This window comes from Gemmata obscuriglobus (genome assembly GCF_008065095.1).
Lineage (GTDB): Bacteria > Planctomycetota > Planctomycetia > Gemmatales > Gemmataceae > Gemmata > Gemmata obscuriglobus.
This window is the reverse complement of sequence record NZ_CP042911.1, coordinates 5,814,010-5,831,457: the sequence shown is the minus strand read 5'-3', so window position 1 is coordinate 5,831,457 and position 17,448 is coordinate 5,814,010. Positions and strand designations below refer to the sequence as shown.

Sequence of the window (17,448 nt, the reverse complement as noted above, 5' to 3'; positions counted from 1 at the left end):
GGCGGGCACGGTACACCGGCGCACGGAGGCACGGGGATGGTCCGCAAACTCGCATTCCGCAAATTGTTGCTGGCCCTGATCGCCGCCGTCGCGCTGACGGCGAACAGCGGGTGCCTGCTGAACCAGTACTCCAGCGACCCGAACGTGCGGATGCAGCAACTGCTGTATCAATCGGAAGACCTGCGCCAGATCCAGAACGAGTGGCGCCGGTTCTGGTTCAATGATCAGCCCAGCCACCTGACGCCCGAGCGCATCCACGGCGGCATCTACTGACCCGGTTCCGGGCTCCGAGTTCCGAGACGCGATCGCGTCGCCGACTTGGAACCCGGAGCGGGAGCACCGGCGCCCGGTTACCGACCGCCGGTTGTAGGCGCGTCGGGCCTGGATGCGGTGCGCAACCCGTCGCCGGCCACGCGGATGCTCAGTACCGCGGGCTTGCCTCCGTTGGCCACCTTCACCAGAACCGCGTTCCAGCCCTGCACGAGTTCGACCTCCGTGGTCGCCGCGGGTTGGGCGGTTGAGCCGTTCACCCACGCCCGCCACGGGTTCTCGCTCTCGACAGTCACGGCCGCCTTTTGCTTCGCGGGGGCGAAGACATAGGCGCGGACCAAGACCGCGGGAGCGTTCGGCGCCGCGAAGGTGCCTTTCAGGTCGAACTTACCGTTCGGCCCGGCGGTCACATCCGCCCACGTTACGTTCGCAACCGGCTCGGGCTTCGTCGAAGTCATGTCCGTGGTCGTGATCGGGACAACCGCGGCGTCCACCACCAGCCCGCGCAGCGACTCCTGCTGCCCCTTGCTCTTCAAGAACGCCAGCAGGTCGATGAACTGGTCGTAGGTGAGCTGCGACGCCACGTTGTCCGGCATCAGCGACAGCTTGCTCGCCGTCAGCGATTCGACCTCGTCCTTGGCCACGCGAATGTCGCGCCCGGTGGCGTCGCGGAGGATCACCTCTTTCGCGTCGTCCTTGATCTTCAGCCCCGTGTACACCTTGCTGTCGGCCGTCGTGAGCCGGTACGTCTGGAAGCCCTCCTTGATTTCCTTGCTCGGGTCCACGATCGCTTCCAGGATCTTCTCGACGCTGTGGGTGTCCCACACACGGGTCAGGTCCGGGCCGACCGCCCCGCCCACCCCCTCGAGCCGGTGGCACGTCGCGCACGCCAGCACCTTCGTGTTCAGGTACAGTTCCTTGCCCTTCTTCGGGTCGCCCTTGGCGCTCACCAGGGCACGGATCTTGTCCACCTGACCGGGTTCGAGCGACAGCAGCAACCCGCCGCGCAGCACGTCTGTGCGGAGCTTCGCCAGCACCGGGTCCGCGACCGCCCGGCCCATCCGCGGGAAGAACAGGTGATCGAAGCCGACCACCGCCGGCACTACTTCGTCGGGGAACTTGCCGAGCGCGTCGTTGACCTGCGGGAAGAACTCACGGGGCAGCTTCTTCGCGACGTACCGCTCGGCGATCAGCTTCGTCCCGGCCCGTGTCGCCGACAGCACCGCGACGGCCTCGGTCAGGAGCGTCGGGTCCGCCTGATCGAGCAGCGGCTCGGCCTCCTTGCGCGCGGCCGCGGCGTCGAACGCCGCCAGCGTGCGCAGCGCCTCGGCCTTCAGCAAGGCCGGGTTCGGCCCCTTCAGGAGCGCCTTCACCGGCTCGACCGCGCGGCGGTCGCCGAGCACGCGGAGCGCACGAACCGCCGCGCCCCGTTCCAGTTGCGTCCGGTTCGCGTCGCCGAGGAACTCGATCAGCTTCGGCGCGGCGGGCTGAAGCCGGGCCGTCTCGATGGCCGCGATCGCCGACAGGCGGGTCATTTCATCCGGGCGGCCGAGCAGGTTCAGGACCAGTTGAACGGCCCGCGGGGACAGAGCCTCGCCGCTCGCGCCGAACACCTCGACCGCGGCGAGTACAACGCTCGCGGGCTCGTTGGGCCGCCGCGCGAGGTAGTCCGCGAGCGGGGTCAGCGAGACCGGCGGGTCGGTCTGGTAGTTCGTGTACGACAGCACCAGCGCCTCGCGCTGGGCCGCGTCCAGGTGCGGGTTCAGCAGCAGTTCCGGCAGCGCGTCGGCCGCGGCCCGGGCGCGCAGCCCGAGGAACACGTCCGCCACCAGGTCGGCCCCCTTGTCGCTTGTCTGAGCCAGCACCAGCAGCGCGTCGATGCCGGGCTTGCCGAGACGTTCGATCCCGCGAACGTAGGCGTCCTTCAGGTACGCGTCGGCGTCGGTGTCCTGGCGCAGCGTGCTTACGAGCACGTCCCCGGCGCCGTCGGCGCCGAGCCGCCCCAGCCCGAGCGCCGCCGCCCGGCGGACCGCCGGCGAGTGGTCGCCGAGCGCCCGCGCAAGTGCCTCGTGGACCCGCTGGTCCTTCGGGCGGGCGTGGTACGCCAGCGCCTCGACGGCGAGCCGGCGCACGTCGGCGGAATCGTCCTTGACGAGCAGCCGGAACAGGTCTTCCACTTCCGGCGTCCAGTGGGACTGAAGCGCCCCCAGCGCGACCAACCGGGCGTCGCCGTCCAGCGAGCCCGAGACGAACTTACTGAGTACCAGGTCGCGCGCTTTGGGACCGCGGCGCACGAGTTCCTTGCGGGCCTCGACGCGGTCCGTCAGGTCCGGTGCGCCCAGCGTCTTGAGCAGCTCGGCGTCGGTCTGCTTCTGGATCTTGGCCCAGCTATCCATCCCGCGCCGCGGCAGCGCGGGCGAATCCTTCGTGCCGGCCCAGGTGATGCGGTAGATGCGGCCGTTGACCCCGTCGCCGGACAGCTTCCCGGCGCCGCCAGAGTTGGTCCGCCAGTCGCACACGTAGATCGCGCCGTCCGGCCCGGTGATCATCTGGCACGGGCGGAACAGCCCGTCCGCCGCGCCGCCCGACTTGGCCGGCTTCATGAACTCGAACTCGTTCGTGATCTTGAACGTGCTGCCGTCCGGGGCCGCCTTATAGGCGCGGACCAGTTGCCGGTACACGTCCGGGTAGAACATCAGCCCGCGGTACTGCTCGGGCAGGCGCGTGTCGTTGTAGATCAGCATCCCGGCGGGTGACCCGCGCCCGGTCTTGATCATCGGGGCCACCTTTCCGGGGCGCTCGCCCGCGACCGCCCCGCGCACGAAGTCCGTGCGGCAGCACCGCGCGCCCGGCTGCAACCGCCAGCCGAAGTCTGTGCCCTCCGCGACGTGGACGATGCGGCACCCCTGAAACTTGCTCCCGTCTTCCTGGTCGTTGTCGGTGTGGAACAAGTTGAACTTGTCGTCATAAGCGATGTCGCGGTACGGGTTGCGGTACCCGATCGAGAACGTCTCCATCTTGGAGCCGTCCGGGCGGCAGCGGAACACCGCCCCGGTGCGCAGCACCGTGGCCCGGCTCCCGTCCGCACCCTCCACGAAGTTGTCGTCGTCGCCGCTGGTCAGGTACAGCAAACCGTCGTTGCCGATGGTGAGGCCGGACACCTGGTGGTGGTGGAACCCGCAGAACCCCTGCGCGATCGTTTCGCGCACGTCCCACGGGCCGTTCGGCTTCGACTGCGTCCACCGCCGCACGGTGCCCCGCCCGGTGACGTACAGGTACCCCTCGTGGTACAGGATGCTCGACGGCAGCTCTTCCGAGATGATGGGCTGCGGCTTGTCGAACCGCCCGGTCGCCGGGTTGTACTTGAACTGCTTGATGAGGTCGGTCGTGAACTTCTTCATCGTCGCGACCTGCCGGGTCGTACCGTCCCGGTAGCGGAACGTCTCCTTCACCTCGAACCACCGGTCGCCGGTGACCGCGTCGGGGCGCCACTCCATCACGTAAAGGTTGCCCGCCGGGTCGAAGGTCATGCCGACCGGGTTAATGGTGTCCGGCGCGTCGATGACGATTTCGGCCTTGAACCCGTCGGGCAGCGAGAGCCCCTGGAGTCGTGGGTCGAACCGGCCCTGATCCATGAGCGTAATCGGGAACGGTTCCGGCTTGGCCGGTGTCTGGTTCGGTGCGAACTCCGGTGGCGCGGCCGGGACCGGCGGGGCGGCGTGGACGGTCGGCGGGGGCGGTAGCAGGTTCGCGATTACGAGTAGCAGCAATGAGGTAGGCAGGAAGGTGCGCATAGTGGAGGCGGTCTCCGCGGGAGAGCTGAGCGCGAGAAGGCAGGTAGGATAGAAAGAGGATACCGCGCACCGGGGCCGTGAAGAAAGAGGCATTTCGGGCGAACGACAGACGAGGCCGGCCGGAGAGTGCGGTTGCACAGCGCAAACGCCTTACGCAGGTGGTGGGAGCGCACAAACCCACCAAATGACGGCCGCGACGATGACGCAGTTGCTGTCCGCACATCTGGCGTTTACTTTCTGCCGACAGGAGTTCGGCCACAGCAGATTCCGAGCGAGATCCCGTTGACGGACTGTCTCAGTCATCATCGCTATCGAAAGTTGAATGTCCTTTTGTGTCCCGGGGGGGCAAGCGGTGTCGATTTCGTCCCGTACACCGGAAGGCGATTCGAACCGTTGCGTCGTGTGCGGCCAGCGCTGCAAGGTCGAGCCTTCGAATCCGGCGCTGGATGCTCCGTGCCCGTCGTGCGGCCATTTGCTCTGGTTCCCGACGAAAGGCCGTGAGCCGAAGAGTGAGGTAGCTTCCGCCGTCCGGGCCAAGCGCGTCCAGAATCCGCCAACCTTTCGCGCCCCACAGGTACAAGCCTCGCGGTTGATCTCGCGGCTCATCAGGCGTGCCGTCGGACGGCTGGGCTCTCCAGACAGAACGACGGCCGCGGTACTCGCCGGGGTACAAGTTCCCCGGCATGCTGAGCGACTGCTGTCGCTGCTACACGTCGCCAGTTCATGGAGCGCGTTAACTGCAGCGTGGCGGGCTGAGCAAAAGTATGCAGAACCCAGCGCGTCACCGGACACCGCCATCTGATTTCGGGTCTTATTGCTCATCCGGTAGATGAGCAATAAGCCAGCGAGTTTGTCGTTCGCAAACCCGTGTCGCGTGGCATTCGGGCCGAGCAAAGCGGCCCGTGCGGAACGACCATCACAATAGGGCATTCGTTGCAAGTCATTTTGCAAAATCATGTTGCTTCATATCTCCTGATCGCCGTGTATCAACTCCGAGCGGCCCGAAACTCGCCGCCAGAGGTTTCAACTAGGCGATTCGTTGGTAGCAACCACCCAGCGAATGACCAGTCGGTCGGTAGCACTTGTCCAGTCGATGCCCCATCAGCCGCGGGTGCGAGTGACCTCTGTCCCAGCGGAAGCCAGCAAGTCACCCGAACCGGTTTCGGCCACAACTCACCGCGAAGTCGTTGTTCCCGGGGCTGGTTCACGGGCGAAGACGGTCCTCTGTTGTGCGCACCGTCTTCGCCCGTGAACGGGCACTCGCCGGGAAGCGCGTGGTCCGGTCAATCGGGGTCGCGGGTTTGGCCCCTACAGGACTGATGGCACGGACGGTGCGGGGGCGCTCGCGTCAGATGCGGTGTCACGGCCCGGAGCGCCGGACCAATTGGATCATGCAGCGTGAACGTAAAAATGGCTGGAACTGCGATAGTGCCAGCGTCGATGTGCTGAGCGCAGACGCCCCCGCCCGTTCGCACAGGCCGGGGGCCGAGAGCCGGATGAGAACCGGCGTCACTTCTTGAGACGGTCGATCAGGTACGCCTGCGAGGTGGGGAGTTTCGCGTTCGGTTCGGCGGCCGAATGGTACACGACATCAACGCCGGTGGCCTTGAGCTTCTCTGCCAGTTTGATCCCCAGGGTCGGAGAGTGGGTCGGGTCCGCGTCCTTCTCACCCGGTTTCGGCTCCTTCGGACCGGCGTAATACAGCCCGATGGGCGGATCGTCCTTCGTCACGTGCTCGATGGGCGAGTACTCCTTGATCCAACCCGCGAGTTTGTCGCGGTTCTGCTCCACCTCGTCCAGGTTCTTCATCCCGAAGGCGTGCGCGCCGTAGGTGTAGTTCGGAATCCACTCGCGCACCACCTTCGGGTCCAGCGACACCTGGGCGCCGTTCACCGCGGCGCAGTAGAGGCGGGTGGACTCGCGCGCCACGGGGTCAGCGCTCTTGGGGTCGGCCATGTCGTCGTGGAACGCGAGCCACAGCGACGAGCACGCGCCCGCGGACCCGCCGGTCGCGCCGATCTTCTTCTTGTCGATGTTCCAGTCGCCCGCCTTCGACCGCACGAACTGGAGGGCACGCGCCGCGTCTTCGAGCGGGGCTTTCACCGGCGGGGTGACCTTTTGCGCGTTCGCTTGGGCCATCAGCCGGTAGTTGATGGTGGCCACCGAGATGCCCTTATCGAGGTACCCCTTCACGCTGCCGTAGTAGCTGCTCTTGTCGCCGTTGACCCAGCCGCCGCCGTGGATGCAGAGCACCAGCGGCGTGGGCGCATCGGACTTGGCCTGCCAGAAATCGAGCACGTTGCGCTCGTCCGGGCCGTACTTCACGCCCGCCGCGGTGGGCGGGATCGCAGGCGTTGGGAGCTTCTTCTCTTCCTTCTTGGTGTCCTTTTTCTTCACGTCCTTTGTGTCCTGGGCCTGCCCGCTCGCGAGGGCGAGCAGACTGGCCGAGGCGAGTGCGAGCAGCGGGCAGAGGAACCGGCGCGGCAGCATCGGGAACTCCGATGAGGTGGGAGGGCGGGCGACCGGCCCTGACCGTATCACAGCGGACATGCCGCCGCAACCGGGTGCATCAACAGGGCAATTGCCAGATCCGGAACGGCGGTTGAAGTGTTGGCGCGGCGGCGCGTTAATTTTCCGGGATGTCTCGGTCGAAACCCGTTCCCGGTTGCTGATGCAAAATGGTCCGGTGCCAAGTTAAAGAAGAACCGGAGGCGGAATGGACGGCTGGTCGTGGCCCCGTTTCGGCCCACGCGGAAATCATGTTTATGAAGACATCTTTTGACAGGATCGACAGGATGAAGACAGATCAATTTGAAATCCTGTTTATCCTGTCGATCCTGTCAAAGTGTTTTCAGCGCCCTTGTCTCGGGCTGGCCGCGCCTCTCGGAGTGGGGCTTATTCGGCCATGCGCTCTAACGCTGTATCGGCACGCTGTTGGTGAACTGGTCTGCGACCAAACACTACCGCCGGCGGTACTCGTACTTGTACTCGTACCGGTACGGGGTGCTGCCCATGTTCCGGATGATGGTCATGTTGGTCTGGTGCTGCATCCGGAGCATGTTGCTGATCATGGCGGTGTTCTGCTGCTGCGCTTGAAGCGCCCGCCACGCCGCCACCGAGTCGATTTCCCGGGCCGGGGACGGAGTGGCCTGCCACACCGCCAGTTTGGGGTTCACGCCCAGCGGTCGCAGGCTGTCCGCCCAGCGGTCGCGGAGTTCTTGGCGGTCCGCCTCGTTGAGCGTGGGCCAGGCGTAACGGATCAGGGCGAGCTGCTGGGCCGCGCCGGTCACTTCGTGTACCGCGCCGACGCCCGACTTCACTTTCTCGACCGCCACGGTCGCCACTTTTTCGGCGGCGCCGGCGTCCCCGCCGGTGACCTCCCGCGTCTGGAACCGTAACAGCTCGCCCAGCGCGTCCGCGTCGGCCTGCGTCGGGCCGGGTTTGCCCTTCACGAGCGACGGGTACCGGGCCTCGTACTGCTCCAACAACCACTTGTTCCCCGGGTCCGTATCCTTGGTCTCGCGCATCACCTTCAAGAAGTCCGGAAGGGTGAACGCACGCACCAGTTCGCGGTCCTCCGGCGTGAGCCACATGAGCTGCGTGTACAGGAACGCGTTGTCCAGCGTCCCCTCCATCGAGGCCTTATCCTTGCGTGCCCACTCGTCGAGCTGCGTCTTGCGGAACGCGGCCCGCTGGTCGGCGGTGAACGTGAACCCGAACAGCCACTCGAAGCACATCCGGGAGCACTCGGCCTCGCCCTCGGTCAGTGGCGGGGCGCCGTCCGCCAGCACCTTCCGACTGTCTGGCAGAATCGGGGCTTCCACCCCGGGGTGGGCCTTTCGGTACACGTCCATCGTCGCGCGGTTGACCACGTTCTTCGGCTGCCCGCACACGAACAGCAGCGTGCTGGCCCGGTCCCGGAGGCGGCTCAGCTCGCCGGCCCCGCCGCCCGGCGGGTCGTCCATGAGCCGGGCCGTGTCGAGTGTGCCCCGGCGCGTCGATTCGATCGTCGTCCAGTCCTGAACGATCAGCTTGCGGAGTTCGGCGCGCGTGTCGTCCGCCAGCCGCAGCCCCAGCGCCCAGTCGTAGAAGTCCGCTTGTTGGTCGGTGGCCCCGGCGGTCAGCGCGTCGGGCGGGCCAGCGGCCAGAACCTTGTTCGCCTCGGCGTGCGCGCCGGCCAGCCAGCGGTCGAGTGGCGTCTCGGGCTTCTTGAGCGCATCGAGGAGCAGCGGCTCGGCCATGTTGCGGACGGCCGTCCGGTCTCCCGGCGCGAGCCGCACCACCTTGCGGTAGACGGGGAGGAACTCGTTGATGATGGTCTCGCGGTCGGCCTTCGCCGTGTCCCGGTTCCACTCCGCCGGCACCAGCCGCAAGAACTCTTCTTGTTGGCGGACGGTGAGCTGCATCCGGAGCACCCACTGGATGAACTCCAGGGTGTTCTCAAGGGCGTCGCGGCGCAGGGGCGGCGGCCCCGCCGCGATGACCTCGGCCGCGCGGTCCGCCGTCGCGAGCAGCCAGCGGTGGTACGGGCTCCCCTTTTCGGCCCGCTCCTTGGCCTCGGCCAGCAGGGCCGCCCGGTGTTTTTCCCGCAGCGCCTTGCGGTCCGCGTCCGTCTTCTCGAAGGCCCCGCGGAAGGCCGGCAGGAACGCGGCCTCGGCCTTTTGGCGGTCGGCGGTGGCGTACTTCCAGTGCCACGCGTACAGCCGCTGGTGCTCGCGGAGCTGACGGGCGGTGAACTGAATGTCGAGCGACACCTCAACCGCGTCCCGGCGCAGGTCGGCGAGGTCCTGGGTGAGGGGCGGCGCTCCCGGCGCGAGGTCGGCAGCGGATGCGGGGTGAGCGGCGACCAGGAGCAAGAGAGCCGCAAGCCGAAGGGGCAAGCGGGGCAGGGGTGGTCGTGCCAGTCGTTTGGTAACGGAGAGCATAACGGTTTCCGAACGGCGATCGCGCCGGCAACCCGGTGCCGCAGGCGCGACTCGCCACTCGATCCTATTCGGTCGCCGAGCGCGGATTTTTGGGGCTCATTTCGCACGCCCGTTCATCCGGCTACGCGGCCGCACTCGCGGGGCCGGATGAACGGGTTGTGACAGGGAATCGGGTTCTACGGGAGTCCGTAAATTCGCTCGGCCAGCGGCCGTTTTCATGGCCCTTTCTGGATTGCCGCCCCGTGTCGGACACGAATCGTTCCGCGGCCCGGTCCGGTGATCCAGCCCACGTTCGCACTTGCGAGCGCACCGGCCGCATTGAGTGCGCGTATCACCTCATCCGCGACGGCTACCGGTACGGCCGCGAGCAAGCCGCCGGACGTCTGTGCGTCGCACAACAGCAGTTGCTCTTCCGGCGGAACCTCGGGCGCGAACTCGACCCAGTCGGCGAGGAATTTTGCGTTGGCTCGTGTTCCGCCGGGTGCGATCCCGGCTTTCACGTACTCGCGTGCGGCGTCCAGCACCGGAACGCGCGACGCGAACACCTCTGCGGTCACGCCGCTCGCTGCCGTCACGTTTCGCAAATGCCCCAACAGCCCGAACCCCGTTACGTCGGTGAGGGCGTGGACCTCGAACTGCGTGAGCACCTCCGCGGCCGTGCGGTTGAGTGTCGTCATGACCCGAATCGCGTCGGCAATCGCCCCGCGCGTGTCCTGATCGTTCTTCGCGGCCGTCGAAATGATGCCCAACCCGAGCGGCTTGGTGAGAACGAGTACGTCGCCCGGTTTCGCCCCCGCGTTGCTCAACACGCGGTCGGGGTGAACCGTGCCGACCACCGCGAGGCCGAAAATCGGCTCCTCACTCTTGATGGTGTGCCCGCCGACGATGGCGATTCCCGCCTCGGCCGCGACTGCGGATGCGCCGGCAAGGATCTCGCCCAGCACCGCCGCGGGGAGCGAGTCCGGAAACCCCACGATGCTCAGCGCCGCTGTGGGTTTGCCGCCCATCGCGTACACGTCGGACAGCGCGTTCGCCGCCGCCACCCGGCCGAAGTCGCGGGGCGCGTCGACGATGGGCGTGAAGAAATCGGTGGTGAGGACCAGCGCCAGATCCGGCGACAACTTATAAATGGCCGCGTCGTCGGCGGTGGCACTGCCGACCAGCACGTTCGGGTCCGTGATCGGCGGCAGCATCCCCAGCAGGGGCAGCAGGAAACCCGGCGGGTGTTTTGCGGCGCACCCGGCCCGCTTCGCGAGTTTCGTTAACCGGATCGGTTCGGTCGTATCCATCGGCAACTCCGGAATCACAGATCGCGGACACGGACCAGCCCGGGGCCGTGCGTGTCCGGTGCGGTGGTGAACTCGCCGCGTTCGAGTTCGGCGGCGAACAGTGCGAGCCACGCGGGCAGACTGTTCGCCACGACGAACCGTTCGCTCTCGTCGTGGTACCAGTAAATGACCTGGCCGACGTGCCCGCGCTTCGGCGGGAACAGGTCCAGGCAGTGCAGGTCGCCCGCGCCGTCGCGGGTAAGGGGGAGCCACTTGCGGTGCCACCAGTCCTTGCGGATCGGCCCGCGTGGCGCCCCACGCACCTCCGCGAACTCGCCGCGCAGGCTGTGAAGCGTTTCCCAGTAGTCCGCCATGTCCGCGAGTCCGTGCCACCGGTGCCCGTACAGGAATGCCGGCGCGCGGTGAAACGGGGCCTGACCGTTGTGAACGCGGTAGCACGCTTTGACGTGTTCGGGTAACGCGGTGCCCGTGACGCTTTCAACTTGGCGGAACTGCTCGTCGGTGGCGGGAGGTGCGAGGCTCGCCAGCACGGCCGGGGCGTGCGCGGCGAGCCAGTGGTGGATACGATCCCAGGTGTCGGAGAGGTCGGTCACGGGGTGCTCCGTAAGACCGGTCGTATCGTGGCGCCGCAACGGGCTCCAGGATACGACCGGCACGGCCCGCGATCAATCGAGCGGGCGCGGGTATCGGGCGCCGCGGTCCTCGCGCCCGCCCCCGCTGCGGCGGTCGTCGCGCGGCGGGATGCGGCCGGCGCTCAGCTTCGGCAGCGGGGCCGGCGGCAGCAGCCGCACCTCGTTCCCGTTGTGGTCGAAGCACCGGATCGTGAGCGCCTCCGGCGAGATGCCGGGCTGCCCGGTGATGTTCACCTCGAGCTTGCCGCGCTCTTCCAGCGCCGCGATCTCCTTGCGCTTCTTGTTGAGCAGGTAGCTGGCCGCGTCCGTGTGGACCGCCACCTGCACCAGTTGCACCGCCGGGGCGCGGTGCGCCGCGAGGTGCAGCAGCCGCATCACCTCGATGGCCAGGCTCTCGGAGGTCTTCACGAACCCGTTCCCGCGGCAGTGCGGGCAGTCCGCGAAGATGCTGCGCTTCAGGCTCGGCCGGATGCGCTGCCGGGTCATCTCGATCAGCCCGAACTGCGAGATCCGCAGGATCTTGGTCCGCGCCCGGTCCCGCCGCAGCGCCTCGCGGAACGCGTCCTCGACCTTGCGGCGGTGCGACTCGCTCCGCATGTCGATGAAGTCGTTCACGATCACCCCGCCGAGGTCCCGCAGCCGGAGCTGGCGGGCGATCTCCTTCGCGGCGTGCAGGTTCATCTGGAACGCGGTCTCTTCCGCGTTGTTGTCCGCGCGGAAGTTCCCGCTGTTCACGTCGATCGCGACCAGCGCCTCCGTCTGCTCGATGACGAGCGACCCGCCCAGCGGCATCTCGATGCGCTTCTGGTGGATCTTCGCGATCTCCTCCTCGATGCTGTACTTGTGGAACAGCGGCTCCGTGTGGTCGAAGTGCTTGATCCGGTTGGCGAACTTCGGCATCACGATCTGGAGGAACTCGCTGGCGTGCCCGAACGCGTTCGCCTCGTCCACCCAGATGGTGTCGATGTCCGAGGTGAAGATGTCGCGTATGGTACGCGTGATCATATCGGACTCCCGATAGATCTCGACCGGCCCGGCGACGCGCTTCAGCCGCTTCACCACCACCTGCCACAGGCGCAGCAGGTATGCGAGGTCGTTCTGGAGTTCCTTCGCGTCGCGGTCGACGGCGGCGGTGCGGACGATGAACCCGACGCCCTTGGGCGGGGCCAGGGTGGACATGATCTCGCGGAGCCGGCGGCGGGCGTCGTGGTCCTCGATCTTGCGCGACACGCCGACGCGGTTCAGGCTCGGCATCAGCACGAGGTACCTGCCCGCGATGCTCACGTAGGTGCTGAGCGTCGGCCCCTTGGTGCCGACCGCTTCCTTGATCACCTGGACGATGACTTCCTGGCCGCGCTTGAAGATCTCCTGGATGGGCGGCTTCGGCAGCCCGCGGTCGCGCCCGCCCTTCGGCCCGCTGCCGCCCTTGAACCCGCCCGGCGCCCCGGTGCGCGGGCCGCGGTCGTCGCGGCTGCCGCGGTCCCCGGGCCGGTCCCTGTCCCGGCTGCCGCGCCCGCCGCGCCCGCCGCGGTCCCGGTCGCCCCGTCCGCCGCGCCCGCCGCGGTCCCGGTCGCCCCGTCCGCCGCGGTCGCTGCGGCCGGAGTCGAAATCGTCATTGAACCCGCGCCCGGTCACCTCGGGCTCGGCTTCGGCCTCGTGTGCGAGGTCGCGGGCCTCTTGCTCGGCGACCTCGGCCGGTTCCGGGTCCTCGGTGAACCGGTCCTCGTGCCGGGCCGCGGGGTCGGTTCCGTCGTCACCGGCCCGCCCGCCGTCGAACCGGTCGTTGGGCGCGTCGGGGTCGAAGTCGGCCGACCCGGTGTCGTCGAAGAACGGCTTGATCTCCCCTTCGTCGTCGTCGCCGGCGGCCGTGCGGCGCTCGGCGCCGCCCATGTACTTGGGCTTGTCGTCCGGGCCGTCGCCCTCGCCCTCCCCGTCGCCCTCTTTCTTCTTGCGACGGGTGCGCGGTTTGGCCTTCGCTTCGGTGGCCGGCTCCTCGGCGGCCGGCTCCTCGACCTTCGGCTTCGTGCGGCGGGCACGCGGCTTCTTCGCCTCGGGCTCCGGCGCTTCCGTGACTTCTGGGGCCGGGCTCACTTCCGGAGGCTCCACCGGTGCGACCGGCTCCCCAGCGTCGAGGGCGTCGATCGCCTTGGCCACCTCGGGCGGCGCGGCCTCGGGCTCGCGCTTGGCGGCCGGGGCCGGCGGCACGTCGGCGTCCACGATGCCCGCGCCGAACTCGTCCTCTTCAACCTCCACCGGCGCGGGCTTCTTCACGACCGGGGTGTGGGCCGCGACGCGCGGCGGCGGCGCGACCAGTTTCGGCGCCGGTGCGGCCGGTTCGATACCCTCCGCGAACCCGTCGTCATCGTCCGCGGGCGGGGCCGCCGTCCGGGCCGCGGGCGCCGGCACTTCGGGCTCCGCGTCCAGACCTTCCGCGAACGCGTCCACCTCGACCGTTTCGGTTTCGACCTCTTCGACTTCGGCCACCGCCTCGGCCTCGCCTTCGTCCGCAACGGGCTCGGCCGTCGGGATGTCGTCCAGGCCCGACGCGAACTCGGGCTCGTCGAGCAGGTCTTCGTTGCGGGCCGCGGCCGGTTGCGGTTCGAGCCACGAGGTCATTTCGCGGGGCGGCTTCGGGCCGCGGTCGCGGCCACGCCCGCCGCGGGCGCCGCGGTCACGCCCGCCGCCGCCCGGGGCCGAGCCGTACTCGCGCTCCAGTTCCGCCTCGTACTCGGCGAGGTCCGCCTTCGAGAGCAGGTGCTTGTAGTACGCGGGGTCCACGTCGGACACGTGCAGGAACCCGTTGCGGCCGATGCCGAAGTCCACGAACGCCGCCTGGATGCTCGGCTCGATGTTGACGATGCGGCCCTTGTAGATGTTCCCGACGTAGCTCTCCTGGCTCGCGCGCTCGACGTAGAGTTCCTCCAGAACCCCGTCCTCGACGATCGCGATCCGGCACTCCTCCGGTTGGAGGACGTTGATCAGCATTTCCTTTTTCATGTGGTGCTCGTTAGTGCTCAGGGTGTTCGCTACTCGACGACCGGGCCGTTGGGCGACGCGCCCCAGGCCTGGTCGGCGGTTTGGCTCTCTTCGGCTTCGAGCCGCGCGGCGAGCGCGGCGGCTTCCGCGCCGCTGAGCGGCACGGCGTCCGCGGGGCCGTCCGGGGGAACGTCCCCGGGATCGGTCGCGGTGATCTCGTCACGAATTTCGACGGCGGTGCGCTCCAGCACCGCGCCGGCATCAATCAGGTCTTTGAGGCGGAGGAGGGAGAGCAGTTCGTCGGCCCGTGCGGACCCGGTCTGCGTAACCCACAAATCCAGCACGAGCCGCGGAGAAGCCCCCGCATCCGCTCCCACCGAGGGAAGGGAAGGGGGTGTGGTCTGTGCGTGCCCGGCATGGGGCGCCACGCCCTCCACCCGCACGCCCCGCAAGTACGGGCGAATGTTGAGCCGTTTGGGGCTGGGTTTGAGCCGCTCGACCCACACGCCCGGTTCGGCCATCAGCGCCGCGGCGGCGGCCTCCGCTGCGGCGGCGCGATCGGGCGGCAGCGGCAGCTCGTACACCACGCGCCGCGGCCGGGCCGTGGCCTTCATGGGCACGACTTGAACGTGTGTGAACGTGAGGCCGGGGGGCGTTTGGGCGTTGAGGGCCGCGAGCACTTCGCCCGCTTCGCGGGGCTCGGTCAACTCGAGTTCGACGACTTCGTGGTGACAGACGGCCCCGAGCGGGGCCGAGAGGGCGAACACCCAGCGGGGGGTGGGGTGGAAGCCGGCGGTGGACTTGAACGGCAGGGCGGCGCGACGCAGCATCCGCTCCGAGCACCGCATCAGGTCGTGATGGCTCACGAGCCGCAGCGCGCCCGACTTGGAAAACCGGAAGCGGAACTTGTCACCGAGCATCGGGTCCGGCAACCCTTCGGGAAGTCAAAAGCTGAAAGGCAAAAGGCAAAAAACGAGGCGCGTTCGCCTCTAAATTTTTGCCTTTTGTCTTTCAACTTTTGACTTCCCCAAAGGCAAGCCCCTCCAATACCCCTCCGGTCGGTGTGCGAGCGGGGCCGGAGACGTGAGAGCGTGAGGGCGCGCAAAAAGAAACGGGCCGAGCGCATGCGGGGAGTCGGCTCCCGTTCTGCTAACGGCACGTTTCATATTGGGTGCTTCACTCTCTACGCCGTCGCCGACCCTGTTCGCGATTCGACGGGGCGGACCGGTCACAGCGGTTTAGGTGCCCCGCGGCTGACCGAACAATCCGCCCTCAATCGACCGCCTCCGAGGGGAGCATTTTGCGTAAATGGTCGCGTAAGTAACTCGTCACCTGGCTCGCGGATTCCATCGCCAGGGCGCGCCGGGCGACTTCTTCCGCTTCGGGAATCCGCAACTCACGGATCACCCGCTTGATTTCCGGGATCTTGCGGGGCGTCGCGCTGAACTGCCGCAGGCCCAGGCCAACCAGCAGCGGGATGTAGAGCGGCTCGCCGCTCATCTCCCCGCACACGTTCACGTCGAACGCCCGCTTCCCGTGTTCCTTTTCCTTCTGCGCCGCCTGCACCACCATCCGGATCAGCCGCAGCACCGCCGGGTCCGCCGGGCTGTACAGGTTCGCCACGTGTTCGTTATTTCGGTCGGCCGCGAGCGTGTACTGGATCAGGTCGTTGGTCCCGATCGAGAAGAAGTCCACCTCGCGCGCCAGCACGTCCGCGAGCAGTGCGGCGGACGGCACTTCGATCATTGTACCGACCCGCAGGTCGCGTTTGAAGGGGATTCCGGCGTACTCCAGCTCCTCTTTCACGTCGTTCAGCAGCGTCTTACACTGCCGCAACTCGTCGGCCGTGCTGATCATCGGGAACATGACGCGCACGTCGCCCAGCAGCCCGGCCCGCAAGATGGCCCGCAGTTGCGTGACGAACAGCTCGCGCTGGCGGAGGCACAGCCGGACGCTGCGCAGGCCCAGGAACGGGTTCTTCTCGTTCGCGACCGCGCCCGACACGCTGGAGAACTTGTCGGCGCCCAGGTCGAGCGTGCGGATGACGACCGGCCGGTTCGAGCCGAGCGTGCCGAGGACCGACGCGTAGGCCGCGTAGTGCTCCTCCTCGGTCGGGTGCGCCGACTTGTTGAGGTACAGAAACTCGGTCCGGTACAGCCCGACACCCTCCGCGCCGCGGTCGAGGCAGTGGGCCGCCTCCTGGGCCAGCTCGATGTTGCCCAGCAGCCGGATCGGAACGGGCACCGCGTCCGCGGTGACGGACGGCTTGTCGCGCAGGTGCTCGTACCGGTCCTGGCGGGTCAGCAGTTTGGCCCGCTTCTCCCGGTACTTGGCGAGGGTCTCCTCGTCGGGGTCGATGACGAGGACGCCCTCGCTCCCGTCCACGATGACGGTGTCGCCCCCGGACACGTCCGTGAGGAACCGGCCGATGCCGACGACCGCGGGCAGCTCCAGCGCGCCGGCCAGGATCGCCGTGTGGCTCGTGTTCCCGCCGCTCTCGGTGGCGAAGGCGTGGATCGTGCGCGGGCCGAAGTCGGCGGTGTCCGACGGCATCAGGTCGTTCGCCAGAACGATGACCGGCTCGGTCAGGTTGGCGAACGGGTTGCCGGGGTGCCCGAGCAGCGCGGAGAGCACCTGCCGCTCGACGTCGATGAACTCGGTCACGCTGCGGCGGGCGTCCGAGGCGCCCGAGTTGGTGCGCAGCGCGATCACCTCTTCGAGCCGCTTCACCATGTCGCGGATGACCCGGCTGACGGCGTACTCGGCGGAGTAGCTCTCCGCCCGGATGCGCACCTCGATCTGCTCGCGGAGCCACCCGCTCTCGATCATCGACTGCTGGGCGCCGTAGATGTTGCCGAGGGCCGAGCCGAGCCGGGCGGTCATCCGCTCGCGGTCCGCGCGGGCGGTCGCGGCGGTCTCGTCCAGGGCGCGGTACAGCCGGGCCACTTCGGCGTCCGCCTGCTCGGGCGGCACGGTCCGGTGGGAAATGAGCACGCCCTCGGAGTCCAGCACGAGGGCCGGGCCGATGGCGATGCCGGGGGAAACCGCGATGCCGTACCTGTGTTCCATTCGCCGGAGCGTCCGGTTGTGCCCGTTGGGGAGGAGCCGGACCGGTTCGGGCGAACCCGGTCGGCACACGTGCCGGTCAAATCGTGTAATCTTCGCCGCCGGGCGAGGCCAGTATGGCGGCCAGCGCCTCCGCCGCGTGCGCCGCGTCCGCGCCGTCCACCTCGAGCACCACTTCCGAGTCGGGCAGGGCGACGAGCATAATCAGCGCCCAGATGTCCTTCCCGTCGGCCCGGGTGGAACCGTTCCACACGCTGACGGCGCAGGAGAACTTCCGGGCGGTGCGCGAGAACCGGTCGGCGATCCGCTGGTGCAGCCCCAGCGGGTTCACGATGCGGATCACGCGGCGGAGCGGGCCGCTCCCGCCGGCCGCGGTCTCGGCGCCGCTGGGCGGGTTCGTGTCGGGCGGGACCGCGGGCGTACAGGCACCCGGCGGGAGCACGTCCCGCGGTCCTGGCCCGTCCCCCCCTGCGCAACCGATCATTCCCGCACCTCG

At 68.2% G+C, this 17,448-nt stretch carries 10 protein-coding genes and 1 pseudogene; 1 reads left to right on the top strand and 10 read right to left on the bottom strand.

The window, feature by feature from the left end; translation table 11 throughout:
• Positions 1-36 precede the first annotated feature (36 nt).
• Positions 37-273, top strand: a complete 237-nt coding sequence (locus GobsT_RS24370; RefSeq protein WP_010037339.1) for a hypothetical protein — start codon at positions 37-39, stop codon at positions 271-273.
• Positions 274-350: 77 nt separating this feature from the next.
• Here GobsT_RS24370 and GobsT_RS24365 read toward each other — a convergent pair whose 3' ends face one another.
• From GobsT_RS24365 to GobsT_RS24320, 10 genes and pseudogenes are all read right to left on the bottom strand, one after another.
• Entirely contained in the window at positions 351-4,064 is a 3,714-nt protein-coding gene (locus tag GobsT_RS24365; protein ID WP_010037342.1) for a PVC-type heme-binding CxxCH protein, read from the bottom strand.
• Between the two features lie 1,509 nt (positions 4,065-5,573).
• Positions 5,574-6,554: an alpha/beta hydrolase gene (locus GobsT_RS24360; RefSeq protein ID WP_010037344.1), complete on the bottom strand. Its 981-nt coding sequence runs from the start codon at positions 6,552-6,554 to the stop codon at positions 5,574-5,576.
• Between the two features lie 470 nt (positions 6,555-7,024).
• The gene (locus GobsT_RS24355; RefSeq protein ID WP_148087854.1) at positions 7,025-8,989 is read right to left on the bottom strand and encodes a hypothetical protein; all 1,965 of its coding nucleotides are present in this window, start codon (positions 8,987-8,989) and stop codon (positions 7,025-7,027) included.
• Positions 8,990-9,204: 215 nt separating this feature from the next.
• Complete coding sequence (selD, locus tag GobsT_RS24350) at positions 9,205-10,278, bottom strand: selenide, water dikinase SelD (RefSeq protein WP_010037350.1); 1,074 nt, start codon at positions 10,276-10,278, stop codon at positions 9,205-9,207.
• A gap of 14 nt (positions 10,279-10,292) precedes the next feature.
• Positions 10,293-10,871: an SMI1/KNR4 family protein gene (locus tag GobsT_RS24345; RefSeq protein ID WP_010037351.1), complete on the bottom strand. Its 579-nt coding sequence runs from the start codon at positions 10,869-10,871 to the stop codon at positions 10,293-10,295.
• A gap of 72 nt (positions 10,872-10,943) precedes the next feature.
• On the bottom strand, positions 10,944-12,800 hold the full coding sequence (locus tag GobsT_RS41210) for an Rne/Rng family ribonuclease (RefSeq protein ID WP_081471538.1): 1,857 nt from the start codon (positions 12,798-12,800) through the stop codon (positions 10,944-10,946).
• A 741-nt stretch (positions 12,801-13,541) separates the two neighbouring features.
• A pseudogene (locus tag GobsT_RS41205) lies at positions 13,542-13,907 on the bottom strand (S1 RNA-binding domain-containing protein); the annotation flags it as partial.
• Positions 13,908-13,936: 29 nt separating this feature from the next.
• Positions 13,937-14,806 carry a TIGR03936 family radical SAM-associated protein gene (locus GobsT_RS24330; protein ID WP_050790239.1) on the bottom strand — a complete coding sequence of 290 codons (870 nt, stop codon included), beginning with the start codon at positions 14,804-14,806 and terminating at the stop codon, positions 13,937-13,939.
• Between the two features lie 352 nt (positions 14,807-15,158).
• A complete protein-coding gene (gene ptsP / locus GobsT_RS24325) occupies positions 15,159-16,955 on the bottom strand; it encodes a phosphoenolpyruvate--protein phosphotransferase (RefSeq protein ID WP_010042184.1) in 1,797 nt (598 codons plus the stop codon).
• A 76-nt stretch (positions 16,956-17,031) separates the two neighbouring features.
• On the bottom strand, positions 17,032-17,436 hold the full coding sequence (locus GobsT_RS24320; RefSeq protein WP_081471709.1) for an HPr family phosphocarrier protein: 405 nt from the start codon (positions 17,434-17,436) through the stop codon (positions 17,032-17,034).
• Positions 17,437-17,448: the final 12 nt, after the last annotated feature.

What these genes read in the sequence shown, in the direction of transcription:
- GobsT_RS24330 (WP_050790239.1), bottom strand. Translation starts at nt 14,806, where the DNA reads ATGCTCGGTGACAAGTTCCGCTTCCGGTTTTCCAAGTCGGGCGCGCTG.
- GobsT_RS24320 (WP_081471709.1), bottom strand. Translation starts at nt 17,436, where the DNA reads ATGATCGGTTGCGCAGGGGGGGACGGGCCAGGACCGCGGGACGTGCTC.
- selD (WP_010037350.1), bottom strand. Translation starts at nt 10,278, where the DNA reads ATGGATACGACCGAACCGATCCGGTTAACGAAACTCGCGAAGCGGGCC.
- ptsP (WP_010042184.1), bottom strand. Translation starts at nt 16,955, where the DNA reads ATGGAACACAGGTACGGCATCGCGGTTTCCCCCGGCATCGCCATCGGC.
- GobsT_RS24355 (WP_148087854.1), bottom strand. Translation starts at nt 8,989, where the DNA reads ATGCTCTCCGTTACCAAACGACTGGCACGACCACCCCTGCCCCGCTTG.
- GobsT_RS24360 (WP_010037344.1), bottom strand. Translation starts at nt 6,554, where the DNA reads ATGCTGCCGCGCCGGTTCCTCTGCCCGCTGCTCGCACTCGCCTCGGCC.
- GobsT_RS24370 (WP_010037339.1), top strand. Translation starts at nt 37, where the DNA reads ATGGTCCGCAAACTCGCATTCCGCAAATTGTTGCTGGCCCTGATCGCC.
- GobsT_RS41210 (WP_081471538.1), bottom strand. Translation starts at nt 12,800, where the DNA reads ATGGGCGGCGCCGAGCGCCGCACGGCCGCCGGCGACGACGACGAAGGG.
- GobsT_RS24365 (WP_010037342.1), bottom strand. Translation starts at nt 4,064, where the DNA reads ATGCGCACCTTCCTGCCTACCTCATTGCTGCTACTCGTAATCGCGAAC.